Annotated in this window: 21 protein-coding genes and 1 pseudogene; 13 read left to right on the forward strand and 9 right to left on the reverse strand. The window is 60.5% G+C overall.

What is annotated here, in order from left to right; translation table 11 throughout:
- Positions 1-50: 50 nt before the first annotated feature.
- Positions 51-380, reverse strand: a complete 330-nt coding sequence (locus ACIQY3_RS06755) for an EscU/YscU/HrcU family type III secretion system export apparatus switch protein (RefSeq protein WP_054049380.1) — start codon at positions 378-380, stop codon at positions 51-53.
- Complete coding sequence (locus tag ACIQY3_RS06760; protein WP_403018097.1) at positions 377-1,942, reverse strand: flagellar hook-length control protein FliK; 1,566 nt, start codon at positions 1,940-1,942, stop codon at positions 377-379. Before ACIQY3_RS06760 ends, ACIQY3_RS06755 begins: the two co-directional genes overlap by 4 nt.
- Positions 1,943-2,153: 211 nt before the next feature.
- Between ACIQY3_RS06760 and ccmA the strand changes: the two genes are divergently transcribed.
- The 10 genes from ccmA to ACIQY3_RS06810 all read left to right on the forward strand — a co-directional run bounded on the left by ccmA (position 2,154) and on the right by ACIQY3_RS06810 (position 9,516).
- On the forward strand, positions 2,154-2,789 hold the full coding sequence (gene ccmA / locus ACIQY3_RS06765) for a cytochrome c biogenesis heme-transporting ATPase CcmA (protein ID WP_403018098.1): 636 nt from the start codon (positions 2,154-2,156) through the stop codon (positions 2,787-2,789).
- The gene (gene ccmB / locus ACIQY3_RS06770; protein ID WP_007980754.1) at positions 2,786-3,454 is read left to right on the forward strand and encodes a heme exporter protein CcmB; all 669 of its coding nucleotides are present in this window, start codon (positions 2,786-2,788) and stop codon (positions 3,452-3,454) included. The genes ccmA and ccmB overlap by 4 nt, the downstream gene beginning before the upstream one ends.
- 75 nt (positions 3,455-3,529) lie before the next feature.
- Positions 3,530-4,285, forward strand: coding sequence for a heme ABC transporter permease (locus ACIQY3_RS06775; protein ID WP_054049385.1), 756 nt, complete (start codon positions 3,530-3,532; stop codon positions 4,283-4,285).
- Positions 4,282-4,458, forward strand: coding sequence for a heme exporter protein CcmD (gene ccmD, locus ACIQY3_RS06780; RefSeq protein WP_149657003.1), 177 nt, complete (start codon positions 4,282-4,284; stop codon positions 4,456-4,458). Before ACIQY3_RS06775 ends, ccmD begins: the two co-directional genes overlap by 4 nt.
- Positions 4,455-4,910: a cytochrome c maturation protein CcmE gene (ccmE, locus tag ACIQY3_RS06785; protein WP_123510460.1), complete on the forward strand. Its 456-nt coding sequence runs from the start codon at positions 4,455-4,457 to the stop codon at positions 4,908-4,910. The genes ccmD and ccmE overlap by 4 nt, the downstream gene beginning before the upstream one ends.
- A 2-nt stretch (positions 4,911-4,912) precedes the next feature.
- Positions 4,913-6,901 carry a heme lyase CcmF/NrfE family subunit gene (locus ACIQY3_RS06790; RefSeq protein WP_403018137.1) on the forward strand — a complete coding sequence of 663 codons (1,989 nt, stop codon included), beginning with the start codon at positions 4,913-4,915 and terminating at the stop codon, positions 6,899-6,901.
- The gene (locus ACIQY3_RS06795) at positions 6,898-7,434 is read left to right on the forward strand and encodes a DsbE family thiol:disulfide interchange protein (protein WP_403018100.1); all 537 of its coding nucleotides are present in this window, start codon (positions 6,898-6,900) and stop codon (positions 7,432-7,434) included. The genes ACIQY3_RS06790 and ACIQY3_RS06795 overlap by 4 nt, the downstream gene beginning before the upstream one ends.
- On the forward strand, positions 7,431-7,901 hold the full coding sequence (locus ACIQY3_RS06800) for a cytochrome c-type biogenesis protein (RefSeq protein ID WP_054049393.1): 471 nt from the start codon (positions 7,431-7,433) through the stop codon (positions 7,899-7,901). Before ACIQY3_RS06795 ends, ACIQY3_RS06800 begins: the two co-directional genes overlap by 4 nt.
- Positions 7,898-9,097, forward strand: a complete 1,200-nt coding sequence (gene ccmI / locus ACIQY3_RS06805) for a c-type cytochrome biogenesis protein CcmI (RefSeq protein ID WP_403018102.1) — start codon at positions 7,898-7,900, stop codon at positions 9,095-9,097. Before ACIQY3_RS06800 ends, ccmI begins: the two co-directional genes overlap by 4 nt.
- A 14-nt stretch (positions 9,098-9,111) precedes the next feature.
- Complete coding sequence (locus ACIQY3_RS06810; protein ID WP_265044128.1) at positions 9,112-9,516, forward strand: hypothetical protein; 405 nt, start codon at positions 9,112-9,114, stop codon at positions 9,514-9,516.
- Positions 9,517-9,686: 170 nt separating this feature from the next.
- Here the strand turns inward: ACIQY3_RS06810 and ACIQY3_RS06815 are convergent, their stop codons facing one another.
- The 5 genes and pseudogenes from ACIQY3_RS06815 to ACIQY3_RS06835 form a co-directional block, all read right to left on the reverse strand.
- The gene (locus ACIQY3_RS06815) at positions 9,687-10,262 is read right to left on the reverse strand and encodes a PIN domain-containing protein (RefSeq protein ID WP_403018104.1); all 576 of its coding nucleotides are present in this window, start codon (positions 10,260-10,262) and stop codon (positions 9,687-9,689) included.
- Entirely contained in the window at positions 10,259-10,726 is a 468-nt protein-coding gene (locus tag ACIQY3_RS06820) for a helix-turn-helix domain-containing protein (RefSeq protein WP_403018138.1), read from the reverse strand. The genes ACIQY3_RS06815 and ACIQY3_RS06820 overlap by 4 nt, the downstream gene beginning before the upstream one ends.
- Before the next feature lie 84 nt (positions 10,727-10,810).
- Positions 10,811-11,699 (reverse strand): annotated as a pseudogene (locus ACIQY3_RS06825) (LysR family transcriptional regulator).
- A gap of 155 nt (positions 11,700-11,854) precedes the next feature.
- Positions 11,855-12,574: an SDR family oxidoreductase gene (locus ACIQY3_RS06830; protein ID WP_403018106.1), complete on the reverse strand. Its 720-nt coding sequence runs from the start codon at positions 12,572-12,574 to the stop codon at positions 11,855-11,857.
- Between the two features lie 48 nt (positions 12,575-12,622).
- Entirely contained in the window at positions 12,623-13,279 is a 657-nt protein-coding gene (locus ACIQY3_RS06835; protein WP_403018107.1) for a peroxiredoxin-like family protein, read from the reverse strand.
- Positions 13,280-13,504: 225 nt separating this feature from the next.
- On the opposite strand from ACIQY3_RS06835, the gene ACIQY3_RS06840 reads away from it, so the two are divergent.
- Positions 13,505-13,717 (forward strand): type II toxin-antitoxin system HicA family toxin, encoded by a 213-nt coding sequence (locus ACIQY3_RS06840; RefSeq protein ID WP_403018108.1) that lies wholly within the window; start codon positions 13,505-13,507, stop codon positions 13,715-13,717.
- Entirely contained in the window at positions 13,717-14,121 is a 405-nt protein-coding gene (locus ACIQY3_RS06845; RefSeq protein ID WP_403018110.1) for a type II toxin-antitoxin system HicB family antitoxin, read from the forward strand. The genes ACIQY3_RS06840 and ACIQY3_RS06845 overlap by 1 nt, the downstream gene beginning before the upstream one ends.
- A 78-nt stretch (positions 14,122-14,199) precedes the next feature.
- Here the strand turns inward: ACIQY3_RS06845 and ACIQY3_RS06850 are convergent, their stop codons facing one another.
- Positions 14,200-15,405, reverse strand: coding sequence for an MFS transporter (locus ACIQY3_RS06850; protein ID WP_403018111.1), 1,206 nt, complete (start codon positions 15,403-15,405; stop codon positions 14,200-14,202).
- Positions 15,406-15,639: 234 nt separating this feature from the next.
- Here ACIQY3_RS06850 and ACIQY3_RS06855 point away from each other — a divergent pair, with 234 nt between their 5' ends.
- Complete coding sequence (locus ACIQY3_RS06855) at positions 15,640-16,269, forward strand: hypothetical protein (protein ID WP_403018112.1); 630 nt, start codon at positions 15,640-15,642, stop codon at positions 16,267-16,269.
- Positions 16,270-16,464: 195 nt separating this feature from the next.
- Here ACIQY3_RS06855 and ACIQY3_RS06860 read toward each other — a convergent pair whose 3' ends face one another.
- Positions 16,465-17,460, reverse strand: a complete 996-nt coding sequence (locus tag ACIQY3_RS06860; RefSeq protein WP_054049411.1) for a sulfate ABC transporter substrate-binding protein — start codon at positions 17,458-17,460, stop codon at positions 16,465-16,467.
- Positions 17,461-17,518 lie beyond the last annotated feature (58 nt).

Below are 17,518 nucleotides of genomic sequence, written 5' to 3' on the forward strand. Positions count from 1 at the left end.
TGTGACGCGGAGCGTCACGGGCTGCGTTACCACGCAGAGCGTGGGAACGATCAGTAGTCGTCGCCGCGATCGGTAATATCCTTCTCGACCATTGGCGCATTCGGATCCTGTCCCTCCGGAAACTTGCCCTTCAAATTCCACGCAAACGCAATAATCTCCGCAATCGTGCGGTACAACTCTTCCGGAATACTGTCCCCCAACTCCATCTTCGCCAGCAGCCGCACCAGCTCGGGGTTTTCGTAGATCGGGACTTCGCATTCGCGAGCAATCTTCAGAATGGCTTCGGCCAGTTCTTCGTCGCCCTTGGCGGTGAGGGTCGGGGCGTGGCTGCCGTCGTATTTGAGGGCGATGGCCTGGCGTGGGGCGTTGGGGTTTCTCATGCGGTTTCGTCGACCCAGCGTTGTTCGAGGCGGGTTTGCGCGCCTTGGGGAGGCGTGCCGAGGTGGCAATCCAGATCACCGACGTTCAGGCCGGATGCCAGCAAACGCTCGCGCAGGGCTGCCAGATTGCTTTCGATCAGGCTCGCGGTATACGGCCGTTCGGCCCACAACTGGCTGGACAGGCTGCCCTGGATCAATTGCGCCTGCACCTGCAACGGGCCTAGGGGCTCCATGTCGAACGCCAGCTCGACCCGCCACAGTTGCTGTTTCGGTTCGCGTTCTTCGCGGCGTTCGTTTTGCGGCTGTTTTTCCGGGGCTTCTTCGCGCTGGAACTTGACCTGCAGCGGCACGATGTCCTGCATATTGCGCATCGGGATTTCCAGCTGCCAGGTGCTCATCAGCCGGCCATCGTCGGTGACGCCGGTTTGTTCCAGGCTCGACAGTTGATGGCTTTGCAGGCGCGAAACCGCCGCAGCGGCCAGGCGCAACAAATGTTCAAGATCGCCTTCACCGTCCTGGCTCTGCAACAGCCGGTCGGGCAGCGGAAAACTGGTGGGGGACGGTTTGGCGCTGACCTGGCCGAGCATGCCCAACGCGCTACGCACAAAACTCGGCATCGCCTGGGCCAGGGTGTTGGCCGCGATGATGGCGCCGAGGTTGGTGTTGGGCGGGGTCAGTTGCGCGATCAGCTTGAGCAGGTCGGCCTTCATGTCCGGAGCCAGCGCCGGGGTCTGGCCGGTGAGCAATTTCGTTTCGAGGAACAGGCCGCTATTGACCAGCGCCAGAGCCAGGCCTTTTGGCGTGCTCAGTTGCTGCACGTCCGGCAGGCCGGCGAGCAATTTGTTCACGGCGGCTTGCAGGTCGGCGGAGGTCTCGTCGGATTGCGGCAGGTTCTGCAAGGCGCTGAGCAGACCGTCCAGGGAACCCTGGCGGCTCTGCTGGGTGGTCAGTTGCTGCGACACCGCCAACTGGTCCTGGCGATTGCTCAGCGGCAGGAACTTCAAGGTCTGCGTGTCCTGGACCAGAGCGCTGAGCAACGTGCCGATGCGCAGCGGTTGCGGGCTGTCGATGGTCAAGGTGCTGCCGCTCAGGGCGGTATTCAGCAAACTCACCAACGAGCGAAATACCGTGGGCTGCCCCGGCGTCTGCGGCAACACCTGGGAGGTCAGCACTTTGCCTTGCAGCAGGGTGCCGACCGGCAGTTGCGCGGTGTCGATGCGGGTGAGGGTGGCGACGCTGGAAGCAATCGCCTGTTGCACCGTGATTGCCAGGTTGCTGGCGGACGGCTGAGTGATCGCCAGGTTGGTGCCGGTGGGCAGCGGTTGCGTGCTGGTGGCCTGCACCGTGGTCTGGCGGCCACTGTCGAGGGTGACTTTGAGCAACAGTTGAAAAGTCTGATCCGCCTGCTTCAGCGACAGCACCTCGGCGCTGGCAGTCTGGCCGGCGCTGATCAGGCCCTCCATCGGCGTCAGCAGCTTGAGCAAGTCGCCACTGACCACCATCGGGCGCGTGGCCGTCGGTGTGGTCTGGGGGACCGGGAGGATGTTCATTTCGCCTGTCATACGCGGTCACAACCTTCGGAAAATGCGCTCTTTAGAGTAAGGCATGGCATGTATAATGCCGCCCGTCGTTCGGGGAGCGGTGAAAACATTGCAATTGTTTTGACGCAGCTCTCTAAAACCGGCCGCCAATGCATCTATGCTGCATCTCTTTAGCGGCCGCGCCACTGCCGACTTGAACCGCTGACTTGAAACGTAAAGGCCCCGTGATCTCTTGACCAGTCCAGTCCTTCAAACCGTCGACCTCGCCTGTGAGCGAGACCTTCGGCTGCTCTTCGAAAATCTCGAATTGAGACTGTCCAGTGGCGAAATGGTGCAGATCAGCGGCCCCAACGGCAGCGGCAAGACCAGTTTATTGCGTTTGTTGTCCGGGCTGATGCAACCGACCGCCGGTCACGTGTTGCTCAATGGCCAGCCGCTGAACGAGCAACGCAGCGAACTGGCGCGCAACCTGCTGTGGATCGGGCATGCCGCCGGGATCAAGGATTTGCTGACCCCGGAAGAAAACCTTAGCTGGCTCTGCGCCTTGCACCAACCGGCGAGCCACGAGGCAATCTGGCAAGCGCTGGCCGCTGTCGGGCTGCGGGGTTTCGAGGATGTGCCTTGTCACACCTTGTCCGCCGGCCAGCAACGCCGCGTGGCCCTGGCGCGTCTTTACCTCGACAGTCCGCCGCTGTGGATTCTCGACGAACCCTTCACCGCGCTCGATAAACAGGGCGTGGCGCAACTCGAAGAACACCTGGCCGGCCACTGCGAGCGGGGCGGCATGGTGATTCTGACCACCCACCACACGCTGACTCGCATGCCCGCCGGCTATCGCGACATTGATCTGGGGAACTGGGCCGTATGAGTGTTTTCGGCCTGCTGGTCGCCCGTGAAGCCCGCTTGCTGTTTCGCCGTCCGGCAGAGCTGGCCAATCCGCTGGTATTCTTCGCCATCGTGGTTTCGCTGTTCCCGCTGGCGGTCGGCCCCGAGTCTCAATTGTTGCAAACCTTGTCTCCGGGACTGGTCTGGGTGGCGGCGCTTTTATCGGTCCTGCTCTCGCTGGACGGGCTCTTCCGCAGTGATTTCGAGGACGGGTCCCTCGAGCAGTGGGTCCTTTCGCCGCACCCCCTGGCTCTTCTGGTTTTGGCCAAGGTACTGGCACACTGGGCCTTCTCCGGCCTGGCACTGGTTTTGCTCGCACCACTGCTGGCGTTGATGCTCGGTTTGCCTGCCGCTTGTCTGCCGGTGTTGCTGCTTTCGTTGTTGCTGGGTACACCGGTGCTGAGTTTGCTCGGTGCGGTGGGCGCGGCCCTGACGGTGGGATTGAAGCGTGGCGGCCTGTTACTGGCGTTGCTGATTCTGCCGCTGTACATCCCGGTGTTGATTCTCGGCAGTGGCGCCCTGCAGGCAGCCTTGCAGGGCATGCCGGCGACCGGTTATCTCTTGTGGCTTGGTAGCCTGACCGCCCTGGCGATAACCCTGACACCTTTTGCAATAGCTGCTGGCCTGAAGATCAGCGTCGGCGAATAATGAGGTCTGGTCAAAAATTGATCAGTAAAGACCCTTGGCTCTTCACAGCGAAGAGCAACCGTGATGGAAACAGTAATGAACTGGACCTGGTTTCATAAGCTCGGCTCACCCAAATGGTTTTATGGCATCAGTGGCAAACTGCTGCCGTGGCTGAGCGTCGCGGCGTTGCTGCTGATTAGCGTCGGCGTGGTCTGGGGCCTGGCCTTCGCGCCACCGGACTACCAGCAAGGCAACAGCTTTCGCATCATCTATATCCACGTTCCAGCCGCCATGCTGGCCCAGTCCTGCTACGTGATGCTGGCGGTGTGCGGCGTGGTCGGGCTGGTCTGGAAGATGAAACTGGCGGACGTCGCGCTGCAATGCGCGGCCCCGATCGGTGCCTGGATGACCGCCGTGGCGCTGGTCACCGGCGCAATCTGGGGTAAACCGACCTGGGGCTCGTGGTGGGTCTGGGATGCGCGACTTACGTCCATGCTTATTCTGCTGTTTCTGTACTTCGGTCTCATTGCGCTGGGCAACGCCATCAGCAATCGTGACAGCGCGGCCAAAGCCTGCGCGGTGCTGGCAATTGTTGGCGTGATCAATATCCCGATCATCAAATACTCGGTGGAGTGGTGGAACACCCTGCACCAGGGCGCGACGTTCACCCTCACCGAAAAACCGGCGATGCCCGCCGAGATGTGGCTGCCGCTGCTGCTGACGGTGCTGGGGTTCTACTGTTTCTTCGGTGCGGTGCTGTTGCTGCGCATGCGCCTTGAAGTGCTCAAACGCGAAGCCCGGGCGAGCTGGGTGAAAGCCGAAGTGCAGAACAGTCTGGAGGCCGTTCGATGAGTTTTGCTTCATTCGGCGACTTCCTCGCCATGGGCCATCATGCCCTGTATGTCTGGTCAGCCTATGGCATCTGCCTGGCGGTGCTGGCTTTCAACGTGGCGGCGCCGATTCTGGCCCGCAAGCGGTATCTGCAACAAGAGGCGCGTCGTTTGCGCCGGGAGAACGGCAAGTGAATCCGCTGCGCAAAAAGCGTCTTATCATCATTCTCGCGATCCTGGTCGGTGTCGGCGCCGCCGTCGGCCTGGCCCTGAGCGCCCTGCAGCAGAACATCAATCTGTTTTACACGCCGACCCAGATCGCCAATGGCGAAGCCCCGCAAGACACGCGCATCCGCGCCGGCGGCATGGTCGAGAAGGGCTCGCTGCAACGCTCCGGCGATTCCCTGGACGTGAAATTCATCGTCACCGACTTCAACAAATCCGTGACCATCAGCTATCGCGGCATCCTCCCGGACCTGTTCCGCGAAGGGCAGGGCATTGTCGCCCTGGGCAAGCTCAACGCTGAGGGCGTGGTGGTGGCCGACGAAGTGCTGGCCAAGCACGACGAGAAATACATGCCGCCCGAAGTGACCAAGGCCCTGAAAGACAGCGGTCAGTCGGCGCCTACCCAAGCCAAGGAGGGTTGATGATGACCTCTGCACTGTTTATTCCCGAATTGGGCCAGTTGGCCATGATCCTGGCGCTGTGTTTCGCGCTGGTTCAGGCCGTGGTCCCGCTAATGGGCGCCTGGCGCGGTGACCGTTTGTGGATGAGCCTCGCTCAACCGGCGGCCTGGGGTCAGTTCGCGTTTCTGGTGTTTGCGTTCGGTTGCCTGACTTACGCCTTTATGACCGACGATTTCTCGGTCGCCTATGTGGCCAGCAACTCCAACAGCGCATTGCCGTGGTACTACAAGTTCAGCGCGGTGTGGGGCGCCCACGAAGGCTCGTTGCTGCTGTGGGCCTTGATCCTCGGTGGCTGGACCTTCGCGGTGTCGGTGTTCTCCCGGCAGTTGCCGCAAGTCATGCTCGCCCGCGTCCTCGCGGTGATGGGCATGATCAGCACCGGTTTCCTGATGTTCCTGATCCTGACCTCGAACCCGTTCGCGCGGATCCTGCCGCAGATTCCGGCGGACGGTCGTGACCTCAATCCATTGCTGCAAGACATCGGCCTGATCGTGCATCCGCCGATGCTGTACATGGGTTATGTCGGTTTCTCCGTGGCTTTCGCCTTTGCCATCGCCGCGTTGCTGGGCGGCCGACTGGATGCCGCGTGGGCGCGCTGGTCCCGTCCGTGGACCATCGTCGCCTGGGCTTTCCTCGGTATTGGCATCACGCTCGGCTCGTGGTGGGCCTATTACGAACTCGGCTGGGGCGGCTGGTGGTTCTGGGACCCGGTGGAAAACGCCTCGTTCATGCCTTGGCTGGTCGGCACGGCGCTGATTCATTCCTTGGCCGTTACGGAAAAACGTGGCGTGTTCAAGAGCTGGACCGTGTTGCTGGCCATCGCGGCGTTCTCGTTGAGCCTGCTCGGGACTTTCCTGGTGCGTTCCGGCGTGCTGACCTCGGTGCACGCTTTTGCGTCCGATCCTGAGCGCGGTGTGTTCATCCTGATCTTCCTGCTGTTTGTGGTGGGCGGTTCGCTGACATTGTTCGCGCTGCGTGCGCCAGTGGTGAAAAGTCATGTCGGCTTCAACCTCTGGTCCCGGGAAACCCTGCTGCTGGGTAACAACCTGGTGCTGGTGGTGGCGGCGTCGATGATCCTGCTGGGCACCCTGTATCCGCTGATCCTCGATGCAATGACCGGCGCCAAGTTGTCCGTCGGCCCGCCGTACTTCAACGCGCTGTTCATTCCGTTGATGGCCTTGCTGATGGTAGTGATGGCAGTCGGCATGCTGGTGCGCTGGAAAGACACGCCGGTGAAATGGCTGGTGGGCATGCTGACCCCGGTCCTGCTCGGCAGCGCCGCGCTGGCCGTGGTGGCTGGCGTTGCCTACGGCGATTTCAACTGGGCGGTGATCGCGACGTTCATGCTCGCCGCGTGGGTATTGCTGGCCGGCGTGCGCGACATCCTCGACAAGACCCGCCACAAAGGCCTGATCAAAGGCTTGCCGACGCTGACCCGCAGTTACTGGGGCATGCAGGTCGCTCACCTCGGCATCGCCGTGTGCGCCCTCGGGGTCGTGCTGTCGAGCCAGAACAGTGCCGAGCGCGACTTGCGCCTGGCACCGGGCGAGTCCATGGACCTGGCCGGTTATCACTTCGTCTTCGAAGGCGCCAAGCACTTCGAAGGGCCGAACTTCACGTCCGACAAGGGCACCGTGCGGGTCATCCGCGACGGCCAGGAAGTCAGCGTGCTGCACCCGGAAAAACGCCTCTACACCGTGCAGAACTCGGTGATGACCGAAGCCGGGATCGACGCCGGCTTCACCCGTGACCTCTACGTCGCCCTCGGCGAACCGCTGGGCGATGGCGCCTGGGCCGTGCGCGTACACGTCAAACCGTTCGTGCGCTGGATCTGGTTCGGCGGCTTGCTCACCGGTTTGGGCGGGTTGCTGGCGGCGCTGGATCGGCGTTATCGGGTCAAGGTGAAAAGCCGCGTGCGTGAAGCGCTCGGCATGACGGGAGCCACTGCATGAGACGTTGGTTGATGCTGTTGCCACTGGCGATTTTTCTGGTGGTGGCTGTTTTCCTTTATCGCGGGTTGTACCTCGACCCGGCCGAGTTGCCTTCGGCGATGATCAACAAGCCGTTCCCGGAGTTTTCCCTGCCAGCGGTGCAGGGCGACAAGACATTGACCCGCGCTGACATCGTTGGTAAACCGGCGCTGGTCAACGTCTGGGGTACCTGGTGCATTTCCTGCCGGGTCGAGCATCCGGTGCTGAACAAACTGGCGGAGAAGGGCGTGGTGATCTACGGCATCAACTACAAGGACGTCAACGCCGACGCCTTGAAGTGGCTGGTGGAATTCCATAACCCGTATCAACTGGATATCCGCGACGACGAAGGCACTTTGGGCCTGAACCTCGGCGTGTATGGCGCGCCGGAAACCTTCTTCATCGACGCCAAGGGCATCATCCGCGACAAGTACGTCGGCGTGATCGACGAGCAGGTCTGGCGCGAAAAACTGGCGGCCAAGTATCAGGCGCTGGTTGATGAGGCCAAGCCATGAAGCGCTGGATCGCCGCCGCTGTATTGGGCTTGAGCATGGCCGGCGTGGCACACGCGGCCATCGACACCTATGAGTTCGCCAAAGAAGGCGATCGTGAGCGTTTCCGCGAGCTCACCAAAGAGCTGCGTTGCCCCAAGTGTCAGAATCAGGACATTGCCGATTCCAACGCACCGATTGCCGCCGACCTGCGCAAAGAGATTTTCCGCATGCTCGGCGAGGGCAAGGACAACCAGCAGATCATCGATTTCATGGTGGATCGCTACGGTGATTTTGTCCGCTACAAACCCGCTCTGAACGCCAAGACTGCCTTGCTCTGGTTCGGCCCCGCCGGCCTGTTGCTGGGCGGCTTCGTGGTTATCGCCGTGATCGTCCGCCGTCGTCGCGTGCAACGCGCTGACACCCCGGACACGCTTTCTGCCGAGGAGCGTGAGCGCCTCGACCACCTGTTGGAAAAAAACCAAGAATGATTGATTTCTGGCTCGCTGCAGGTCTGCTACTTCTGGTTGCCCTGAGTTTTTTGTTGATCCCGGTTTTGCGCGTTCGTCGCGCTCAACTTGAAGAGGATCGTACTGCCCTGAATGTCGCGCTGTATCAAGAGCGCGTGGCTGAGTTGCAGACTCAGCAGGAAGAGGGCGTGCTCGACGCTGCGCAAATGGACAGCGGTCGTGCCGAAGCGGCGCGTGAGTTGCTGGCCGACACCGAAGGCGTTGCCGCGCCGCGTGTGTCTCGCCTCGGTAAATCGTTGCCGTTGCTGGCGGCGATCCTGGTGCCGGTGTTGGGCCTTGGCCTGTACCTGCATTTCGGTGCCCGCGACAAGGTCGAGCTGACCCGGGAATTCTCCCAGGCGCCGCAGTCGATGGAAGAAATGACCCGTCGCCTGGAGCGCGCGGTCGCGGCCCAGCCGGATTCGGCAGAAGGCTTGTACTTCCTCGGTCGTACCTACATGGCTCAGGATCGTCCGGCCGACGCGGCGAAGATTTTCGAGCGCACGGTGAACCTTGCCGGTCGCCAACCGGAACTGCTCGGCCAATGGGCGCAGGCCCAGTACTTCGCCGATGGCAAGAAATGGTCGGACAAGATCCAGGCCCTGACCGACGAAGCGCTGAAAGCCGATCCGAAAGAAGTCACCAGCCTGGGCCTGCTCGGCATCGCCGCGTTTGAAGCCCAGCGCTATCAGGATGCCATCGACTATTGGAATCGCCTGCTGGCGCAACTGCCGCCGGACGACAATTCCCGTGGCGCGCTGCAAGGCGGGATCGCCCGGGCCACCGAGAAACTTGAAGCCAACGGCGGCAAAGTTGTGCAGGCGCCGGTCACCAAAGGCGCGTTGCTCAAGGTCCGTGTGGACCTCGCGGCCGACTTGAAAGCCAAGGTGCAACCGGGCGACAGCGTGTTCATCTTCGCCCGCGCCACCTCCGGACCACCGGCACCACTGGCCGCCAAACGCCTGACCGTGGCTGACCTGCCAGCGACCGTCGAACTGGGCGATGCCGACGCAATGATGCCGCAGTTGAAACTGTCGAACTTCCCTGAAGTCCAACTGGTTGCGCGCATCTCCCGCGCCGGCCAACCGACGGCCGGCGAGTGGATCGGTCGCAGCCAGCCCCTGGCCAGCAGCACCACCGCGCAGCAGCAAGTGACCATCGACAGCCCGGATAAATAACAGGAAGCGCCCACATGACCGCCATCGCTCGTATCACCCTGCTCAGTCTCGTCCTGGGGTTAAGCGCTTGTGCGGTCCAACGGCCACCGCAACAGACCCTGCCGCCGATCCCGCCGTCGCAACCCAGCCCGACGCCGTCCCCGACGCCAACGCCGAGCAAGCCAAGCATCCCGGCCAAACCCGCCAAGCCGCTGCCCCGCACCTCCGCCAGCTTCGCCCCGCCACCGGGGGGCAACAGCCACTGGGATGCGAAGATGGGCGTATACGTCCTCGACGACCAACCCAACACCTTCTACCGCCAGCGCACCTACTACCGCTGGAACAACGGCTGGAGCCGCTCCATCAGCCCGAACGGCCCGTGGGAAGACACCGACATCCATGGCGTGCCGGGTGGGTTGGGCAGGCAGTTTGGGGAGTGAATAAGAACGGCGATCTTCGGATCGCCGTTTTGCTGTCTGGAATATGAAAAGATCGCAGCCATCGCCAGCTCCTACCGGACCGCGTATGACGACCATTCACCGGTGTACTCGGTCCCGTAGGAGCTGGCGAAGCCTGCGATCTTTTGATTTTGATTCAGCGCACTGAGACATCAAAGGATGGTGCGGTAATTGGTCAGTGCCTCGACTGACCGAGCCAAGCCTTGTCGTGACAGCAGATCGAGATAGGAACTGACATCCATCGGCGGCATTTTCAGTTGTTTGCGTTGCCGTTGAGCCGCAGCGACAACGGCTGCCGGGTCCAGATCAAATAGATTGTCGACGAACTCGTCAGGATGCTGCGCCTCCACACCTAAAGGCTCCAGCAATGCACACGGAAAGTCTTTCTGATTAAAGGTCACGATGACGCTGGCGTTGCAGCGAATGGCCGCTGCCAACACATGACGGTCATTCATGTCCGGCAGCGTTAACCCTTCAACAAGGTTTTCGTAACCCGTGACGCAAGCGTCGGGGATGGCCAGATCCATCAACTCGGAGGTTCGATCCAGTTGTTCCGTGGTCAGGTCCGGGCTGTTCTTCAACAGATTTCGTTTCCATTCGTTGTGTATCTCCATTGACCACCGCGCCCGGAAACGTCCTGAGAGCGCGAGCCACATCAGGAAATCTCTCAAAGGGGCGGGGTACAAAACACATGCGTCATATACAGCGGTAAACGGGGAGTGCCTCACTCGTATCCTGTCCTTAACGCTTGTGCTTGCTCGGCGAGAAGCGTCATTGCTTGCTCGCTGGCGGTGTCGCGCCGGTTTTTATATTCCATCAAATCGGCAAAGCGCACACGTCGGTGCTTGCCTGTTTTGTGGTAGGACAACTCGCCGGATTCCAGCAGTTTGATGAGGTGCGGACGTGAGACATTGAGCAGGTCCGCCGCTTCCTGGGTCGTCAGTTCCGCGTGGACCGGGACGACTTTGACGGCGTTGCCTTCGGCCAATGCGGCCAGGATGTCGACCAGTAATCGCAGGGCTGAAGTCGGTAGCTCGACGTTGTGAGCTTCATTTTGCTCATCGAAAATCTGGATGCGCTGGGTTTCGAATTGAGTCGCGAGATAGGCAGTGAGGGCGCGCTGGCCTTCGATGGCGGCCTGAACCTCGCGGGCCATGGGCAGGTTGATCGGTGGATGAATGACTAAGGACATGACGGTTTCCAACATTCTGAGTAGCGATGCTGGAAAGGCTATTCGAATCAAACGAAAATCGCAATAAACGAAAATCGCGCTTGTTTAAGACTCTTTTGCCAGCAATGCCTGAACGTAATCCACAAACGCCCGCGCCTTCGCACTCGCCATTCTTCCCGTCGGAAACACCGCCCACAGGTCCTGATTCGGCAAGGTCCAATCGCTCATCACCTCCACCACCGCGCCACTGGCCAGTTCCGGCGCGAACATCCACTCGGACGCCATGGTCAGGCCCAGATGAGCCAATACCGATTCCCGCAGGCCTTCGGCGGCGTTGACGCGGATACGGCCGCTGATGATCACCGGGTGTTCTTCGCTACCTTTTTTGAACGGCCAATTTGCACCGCCACCCAGGCTATAAACAACGGCTTGATGTTTAGTCAGGTCGGCAGGGCAGGCCGGTTCACCGTGTTTTTCGAAGTATTGCGGCGTGCCCAAGACCACACGCCGGCATTCGGCGATCTTGCGAGCGGTGAGGCCGGAGTCGCTCAGGGCACCCATGCGCAGGGCCACGTCGACGCCTTCTTCCACCAGATTGATATTGCGATCGTCGAGCATCAAGTCGATGTTCAGTTCAGGGTTCTGCTCAAGAAACGGCCCCAGGTGCGGAACGATGTGCTGGCGGCCGAAGGTCACGGCGGCGCAGATCCGCAGGTTGCCGGTCAGCCCGCTGGCGGCACCGCGCGCCGCATTGTCGGCCTCGTTGGCTTCTTCGATGGCGCGCTTGGCCCGGTCGAAAAAGGCCAGCCCGGCTTCAGTCGGCGTCAGGCCTCGGGTCGAGCGCAACAGCAGGCGCACTGACAGTCGCGTTTCCAGCTGCGCGATGGTTTTCGACACGGCGGGTTGACCAATATTCAGGCGCCGGGCCGCCGCGGAAAACGAGCCGGTTTCCACCACGTAGACGAAGGTTTCCAATTGCGGCGAGGCGGTCCATCCAAAGTCCTTGTGCGAATGTGATGACTTGTGGAGATCCAGGGTGGGAGCGGGCTTGCTCGCGAAAGCGGTGTGTCAGTCGATATCAATGTTGCTGACACATCGCCTTCGCGAGCAAGCCCGCTCCCACACTGGATTTGTGGGGATTCAAACTTGTCAGAACGCCGCTTTACCCACCGAAGCACCACCATCGACAAACAGCGTTTGCCCGGTGATAAATCCGCTCTGCTCGGACAACAGAAAGACAATCGCCGCCGCAATTTCTTCCGGTTGGCCCAACCGCCCCATAGGCACGCCAGCCAGATAACGCGCCTCGCCTTCACTGCCAATCGGGTTGTTCGCGCGGAACAGTTCTGTCTCCGTCGGGCCGGGCGCCACGGCGTTGACCGTGATCCCGGTTTGCGCCAGTTCCAGCGCCCAGGATCGGGTGAAGCTGACCAGCGCCGCTTTCGCCGCCGCGTACGCGGTGCGCTGGGTGATCCCGAGCACCGTCAGGCTGGAAATGTTCACCACCCGACCCCAGCCCTTGGCGCGCATGTTCGGCAGCAACGCCTGGGTCGCTTGCAGGGCGGAGTGCAGGTTGACCCGCATCACATCGTCAAAGGTATCGAGGTCGATTTCCCCCAACACCTGCGGACGGACCAGGCCGACGTTGTTCACCAGCCCATCGAACTCATACGTGCTGGCAAGATCCGCCAATACTTCCTGGGTCAGCGCGCGGTCGCTCAGATCCAGTGGAAACAATGTGCCGGGGAACGTCAAGTCGGGTGTCCGGGCAATGCCGACCACGCGATGACCGGCTCGGTCCAGGTGCTCGGCCACGGCACGGCCAATACCTTTGCTGGCGCCGGTGATGAGAAATGTACGTCGGGTCATGACAACTCCTATCAGGATGTGCCGCGGGTAACGCGGCACTTGATCGGTTCAGCCGCAAAGCGCATCCAGCATCGCTTCAGGCTCTGGTCGCTGAGTGTAATCCGGGTTGACCTCGGCGTAACGGATCACGCCATCCCGGCCGATCACATAACGCGCCGGCATCGGCAGGGTCCAGGACGGATCATCGTTGAAGGCAGGCAAGTCGTTGCGCAGGTTCTTGTACAACTCGATCAGGTAATCCGGCAACTCGAAGCGCAGCCCGAACGCGTGCGCCACGTCGTTATGAGTGTCGCTCAGGATCGCAAACTCCAACCCGTTGGTGCGCACCGATTTGCGGCTGTTGGCGGCGATCTGTGGCGAGATCGCTACGAGGCTGGCGCCGGCCTCTTGCAACGTCGGCAGGAACGCCTGCAGAGCTTGCAGCTCCATGTTGCAGTACGGGCACCAGACGCCGCGATAGAACGTCAGCACCAACGGACCCTTGGCCAGCAAATCGGCGGAGGACACGGGATTGCCGTCGGGATCCTTGAGCGTGAACAACGGCGCCTTGTCCCCGACCTTCAAGGCCTTGTTCACCGCGCCGGACGCGATCAGCTCGGCGGTGGCACGCTCCATGATCGGATGGATTTCGGCCGGGGCGTTGTAGGGCGGTTTACCGGCCTTGAAATCGGCTTTGAAGGCGTCGAGTTTTGCTTGCAGGGTCATGATCGTAATCCTTGAAGAGGAAGCCGGTTGGCTGGGATCAATGGTGACCTTGGGCGGGTGAGCGGGGGAACGTGGGTGGGGGGCATAGGATTCATTCTTTGGGGGAATACCGTGCTCTCCAATCACACTCTGTAAAACAACCGAACGTCGTGCTTCCAGTTTTTGTGCTTGAGTAAAGATAACTCTAGAGTTACTTTTATTTAGGCCGGAGCAAGGAGGCTGGTGTTGCAAAGCAGGCTATTGATCAAGGAGCTGGAGGAGGCGGGCTGGACACTGGATCGGATTACCGGCAGTCATCACATCTTCACTCACCGTTACAACCCATACACGATTCCCGTTCCGCATCCGAAAAAGGATTTACCGATCGGGACGGTTAAAAGCATCAGGAGGCGAGCCGGGCTGTATTGCCCGCCAGCCAGTTACATAGGAGATCCATAATGCAGTATCCCATCTGTATCGAGTGGGGCGACGAGAACACCGCCATCGGTATTCAGATCCCCGATATTCCAGGCGCAGTCACTGCCGGGGATACGTTTGAAGATGCCTATAACGCGGCGATCGAGATTGCTCACATCATGCTGCAGGAGATTGCGGCTGACGGGGAGCCGATTCCGATGCCTACTTCAGCGGTTGCACATCGCGGCAATCCCGAGTTTGCCGACATGGGCTGGGGAATGCTGGAATTGGATATTGCGCCGTACATGGGCAAAACCGAGAAGGTCAATGTGACGCTGCCCGGCTATGTCATTCAGCGCATTGACCGTTATGTACGGGAGCATAACGTCAAAAGCCGCTCCTCCTTTCTGGCGGATGCGGCGATGGAAAAGTTGGTTCGTCACTGAGAGCTGACAGTCACATCGTATTCGCAGGCAAGCCCAACCCTTGTAGGAGCAAGGCTTGCCCGCGAAGCTTTTAGCGATTTATGCCGTAGCCAGGGAAGGTTGTTTTGACACACTCAAAAACCGCACCAACGCCAACAACGGAAACGCACTTCCCACGATCACGATCCACAACCAGCCGCCATGCTCATACACTGCACTGGCCACCGAGGAACCGAACGCGCCGCCGATGAAGATGCTGGTCATGTACAGCGCGTTCAAACGGCTGCGGCTTTTGGCGTCGAGGGCGTAGACCGCGCGTTGGCCGAGGACCATGTTCATCTGCACGCAGAAGTCGAGGACCACGCCGGTGACGGCCAGGCCGATGACGCTGTAGACCGGATGGATGAACGCCGGCAGGAAGCTAAGGCTGGCGAACACCAGGGCCAGCAGTGAGGCGATGCGGGTGTGGCCGGCATCGGCCAGGCGTCCGGCAATCGGGGCGGCGATGGCACCGATGGCGCCGACCAGGGCGAAGATCGCGATCTGGGTTTGGCTCAGGCCATGATTGCGCGCCAGCTCCAGCGGCACGGCGGTCCAGAACAGGCTGAAGGTGGCGAACATGCAGCCTTGGTAAAACGCCCGTTGACGCAACACCGGTTGTTTCCGCAGCAAGGTCCACAGGGAACCGAGCAACTGACCATAAGACGCACTGTGATCAGGCTGGCGCTTGGGAATGGTCAAGGCCAGTACGATGCTGATCGCTGCCATCAACGCCGCCGCAATGATGAACATCGCCCGCCAGCCAAAGTGGTCAGCCACCACGCTGGACACCGGCCGCGCGAGCAGAATCCCCAGCAGCAAACCGCCCATGATCCCGCCGACCACCCGGCCGCGGGATTCTTCCGGCGCCAGATGCGCGGCCAAGGGAATGAGGATCTGCACCGACACCGAACTGAACCCCACCAGCAACGAGATCAGCAGAAACACATTTGGCTGATCGGTAAACGCCGCACCCAACAGGCTGGCAATTGCCACCAGCGTGGTGATGATCATCAGCTTGCGGTTTTCCAGCAGGTCACCCAGCGGCACCAGGAAAAACAGGCCCAACGCATAACCAATCTGGGTCAGCGATACGATAAAACTGGCCATGGTGCTGGTCAGGCCGATGTCCGGCGCGATCAAACCAATGATCGGTTGGGCGTAATAAATGTTGGCAACGATGGCGCCGCAGCAGAAGGCGAACAGCAGCACCATGCCTCGGGTCATTGTCGTGGCGCCGTGGGGCACCTGGGTCGCTGGATTCATAACGTGTCTCACTGAGCAAAGAGGATGCGCGCAGGCTAATGGGCTGACCGGAACGGCGGAAGAGAGGCTGGAGTGATAGTAATCATTCCATTGCGGAATGAGTGACGGACGTGCGTGATGTCCCCCGATGAACCTGGCGTCAAAACATTGAGGTCAGATGATACATTCACTTACATCTTGTTCGATAGCGTGCTTATGTTCTCTCTTCACGTTTCATAACAGGAAGGCACTTCCATGAATGCGATGTTTCGTCACCTGATTCGCGGTGCGTCAGTGGTTACCTTGATCAGCTTGTTCACGGCGGGCGCCGCCCAGGCTGCCGAAGCGCCGGGCACGCGCATTGGCGTGCGCGGCGAGATCACCGGCGTCAGCGCCGACAGCTTGAAAGTCCACGTCAACAGCGGCGAAAACGTGGTCATCAAACTGAGCGATGACACCAAGGTCCGCGCCGTCACGCTGGCCAATATCGAAGACATCAAACCCGGCAGCTACATCGGCTCGGCGGCCATTCCCCAGGATGACGGCACCCTCAAGGCGTTGGAAGTCCACGTCTTCCCGCCGGAACTGGCCGGCAGCGGCGATGGCCATCGGCCTTTCGACCTGGCCAAGGGCAGCAGCATGACCAATGGCAGCGTCGGTGATCTGGTGGTCAGCAATGGCCGCACATTGACCGTCAACTACAAGGGCGGGCAGCAGAAAATCCTGGTGCCGGAAGACGTGCCGATCGTCAACCTGATGCCGGGGGATCGCAGCTTGCTCAAGGTCGGGGTGAAGATCGTGACGTTCGTGACCCAGAGTGCGGACGGGACGCTGACGGCGCAGTCGATTTCAGCGGGCAAGGACGGCGTGACACCGCCGATGTAAGCGCCGAGTCACAATCCCCCCTGTGGGAGCGGGCTTGCTCGCGAATGCGGTGAGTCAGTCAATATCAATGTTTCTGACACACCGCATTCGCGAGCAAGCCCGCTCCCACAGGGGATCTTCAGTGAATATAAGTCTTCTGTTCGGGCACAAAAAAGGCGACCTCCGCAGGTCGCCTTTTTCATGGCTGCTTAGCTGTTACTGCGCATAAATCTGATCAAAAACCCCACCATCATTGAAGTGGGTTTTCTGCACCGTGCGCCAGTCACCGAAGGTCTTCTCTACCGAGAGGAAATCAACTTTCGGGAAACGATCGGTGTATTTGGCCAACACCGCCGGGTCCCGTGGACGCAGGTAATTCGCCGCGGCAATTTCCTGACCTTCCGGCGACCACAGGTATTTCAGGTATTCGTCAGCAGCGGCGCGGGTGCCTTTTTTGTCGACGACTTTATCGACCACGGACACCGGCGGCTCGGCTTCAGCCGAAACACTCGGGTAGATCACTTCAAACTGATCGCGACCAAACTCCCGGGCAATCATTTCCGCTTCGTTTTCGAAGGTCACCAGCACGTCGCCGATCTGGTTGGTCATGAACGTCGTGGTGGCTGCACGGCCGCCGGTGTCCAGCACTGGCGCTTGTTTGAACAGTTTGCCGACGAAGGCTTTGGCCTTGTTTTCGTCGCCACCATTCTTCAGCACGTAGCCCCAGGCCGAGAGGTAGGTGTAGCGGCCGTTACCCGAGGTTTTCGGGTTGGGCACGATCACCTGGACGCCGTCCTTGAGCAGGTCGGGCCAGTCTTTGAGGGCTTTCGGGTTGCCTTTGCGCACGATGAATACGGTGGCGGAGGTGAACGGCGCGCTGTTGTTCGGCAGACGGGTCACCCAGTTGTCCGGGACCAGTTTGCCGTTGTCCGCCAGGGCGTTGATGTCGGTGGCCATGTTCATGGTGATGACGTCAGCCGGCAGGCCGTCGATCACGGAACGCGCCTGTTTGCTGGAGCCGCCGAAAGACATTTGCAGCGTGATGTTTTCGTTGTGCTCGGCTTGCCAGTGCTTCTGGAACGCAGTGTTGTAGTCCTTGTAGAAATCTCGCATCACGTCGTAGGAAACGTTAAGCAGGGTCGGTGCGGCCTGAGCAACGCTGGTCAGTGCCAGGCCAGCGGCCAGAAGTGAGGCGCCAAAGAGTTTTTTCACTGCGCATTCCTTGTTGAAAATGGTGTTTTTATTAAAAGTGAGGCAATTTGCCAGCGAC

The organism is Pseudomonas sp. NPDC096950 (assembly GCF_044762525.1).
Taxonomy (GTDB): domain Bacteria; phylum Pseudomonadota; class Gammaproteobacteria; order Pseudomonadales; family Pseudomonadaceae; genus Aquipseudomonas.

Excerpts from the sequence above, each read along its gene's own strand:
- ACIQY3_RS06755 (WP_054049380.1), bottom strand. The coding sequence starts at position 380 with ATGAGAAACCCCAACGCCCCACGCCAGGCCATCGCCCTCAAATACGAC.
- ACIQY3_RS06800 (WP_054049393.1), top strand. The coding sequence starts at position 7,431 with ATGAAGCGCTGGATCGCCGCCGCTGTATTGGGCTTGAGCATGGCCGGC.
- ACIQY3_RS06810 (WP_265044128.1), top strand. The coding sequence starts at position 9,112 with ATGACCGCCATCGCTCGTATCACCCTGCTCAGTCTCGTCCTGGGGTTA.
- ACIQY3_RS06790 (WP_403018137.1), top strand. The coding sequence starts at position 4,913 with ATGACCTCTGCACTGTTTATTCCCGAATTGGGCCAGTTGGCCATGATC.
- ccmB (WP_007980754.1), top strand. The coding sequence starts at position 2,786 with ATGAGTGTTTTCGGCCTGCTGGTCGCCCGTGAAGCCCGCTTGCTGTTT.
- ACIQY3_RS06760 (WP_403018097.1), bottom strand. The coding sequence starts at position 1,942 with ATGACAGGCGAAATGAACATCCTCCCGGTCCCCCAGACCACACCGACG.
- ccmI (WP_403018102.1), top strand. The coding sequence starts at position 7,898 with ATGATTGATTTCTGGCTCGCTGCAGGTCTGCTACTTCTGGTTGCCCTG.
- ACIQY3_RS06845 (WP_403018110.1), top strand. The coding sequence starts at position 13,717 with ATGCAGTATCCCATCTGTATCGAGTGGGGCGACGAGAACACCGCCATC.
- ACIQY3_RS06830 (WP_403018106.1), bottom strand. The coding sequence starts at position 12,574 with ATGACCCGACGTACATTTCTCATCACCGGCGCCAGCAAAGGTATTGGC.
- ACIQY3_RS06855 (WP_403018112.1), top strand. The coding sequence starts at position 15,640 with ATGAATGCGATGTTTCGTCACCTGATTCGCGGTGCGTCAGTGGTTACC.
- ACIQY3_RS06850 (WP_403018111.1), bottom strand. The coding sequence starts at position 15,405 with ATGAATCCAGCGACCCAGGTGCCCCACGGCGCCACGACAATGACCCGA.
- ACIQY3_RS06820 (WP_403018138.1), bottom strand. The coding sequence starts at position 10,726 with ATGTCCTTAGTCATTCATCCACCGATCAACCTGCCCATGGCCCGCGAG.
- ACIQY3_RS06835 (WP_403018107.1), bottom strand. The coding sequence starts at position 13,279 with ATGACCCTGCAAGCAAAACTCGACGCCTTCAAAGCCGATTTCAAGGCC.
- ccmD (WP_149657003.1), top strand. The coding sequence starts at position 4,282 with ATGAGTTTTGCTTCATTCGGCGACTTCCTCGCCATGGGCCATCATGCC.
- ACIQY3_RS06795 (WP_403018100.1), top strand. The coding sequence starts at position 6,898 with ATGAGACGTTGGTTGATGCTGTTGCCACTGGCGATTTTTCTGGTGGTG.
- ACIQY3_RS06775 (WP_054049385.1), top strand. The coding sequence starts at position 3,530 with ATGAACTGGACCTGGTTTCATAAGCTCGGCTCACCCAAATGGTTTTAT.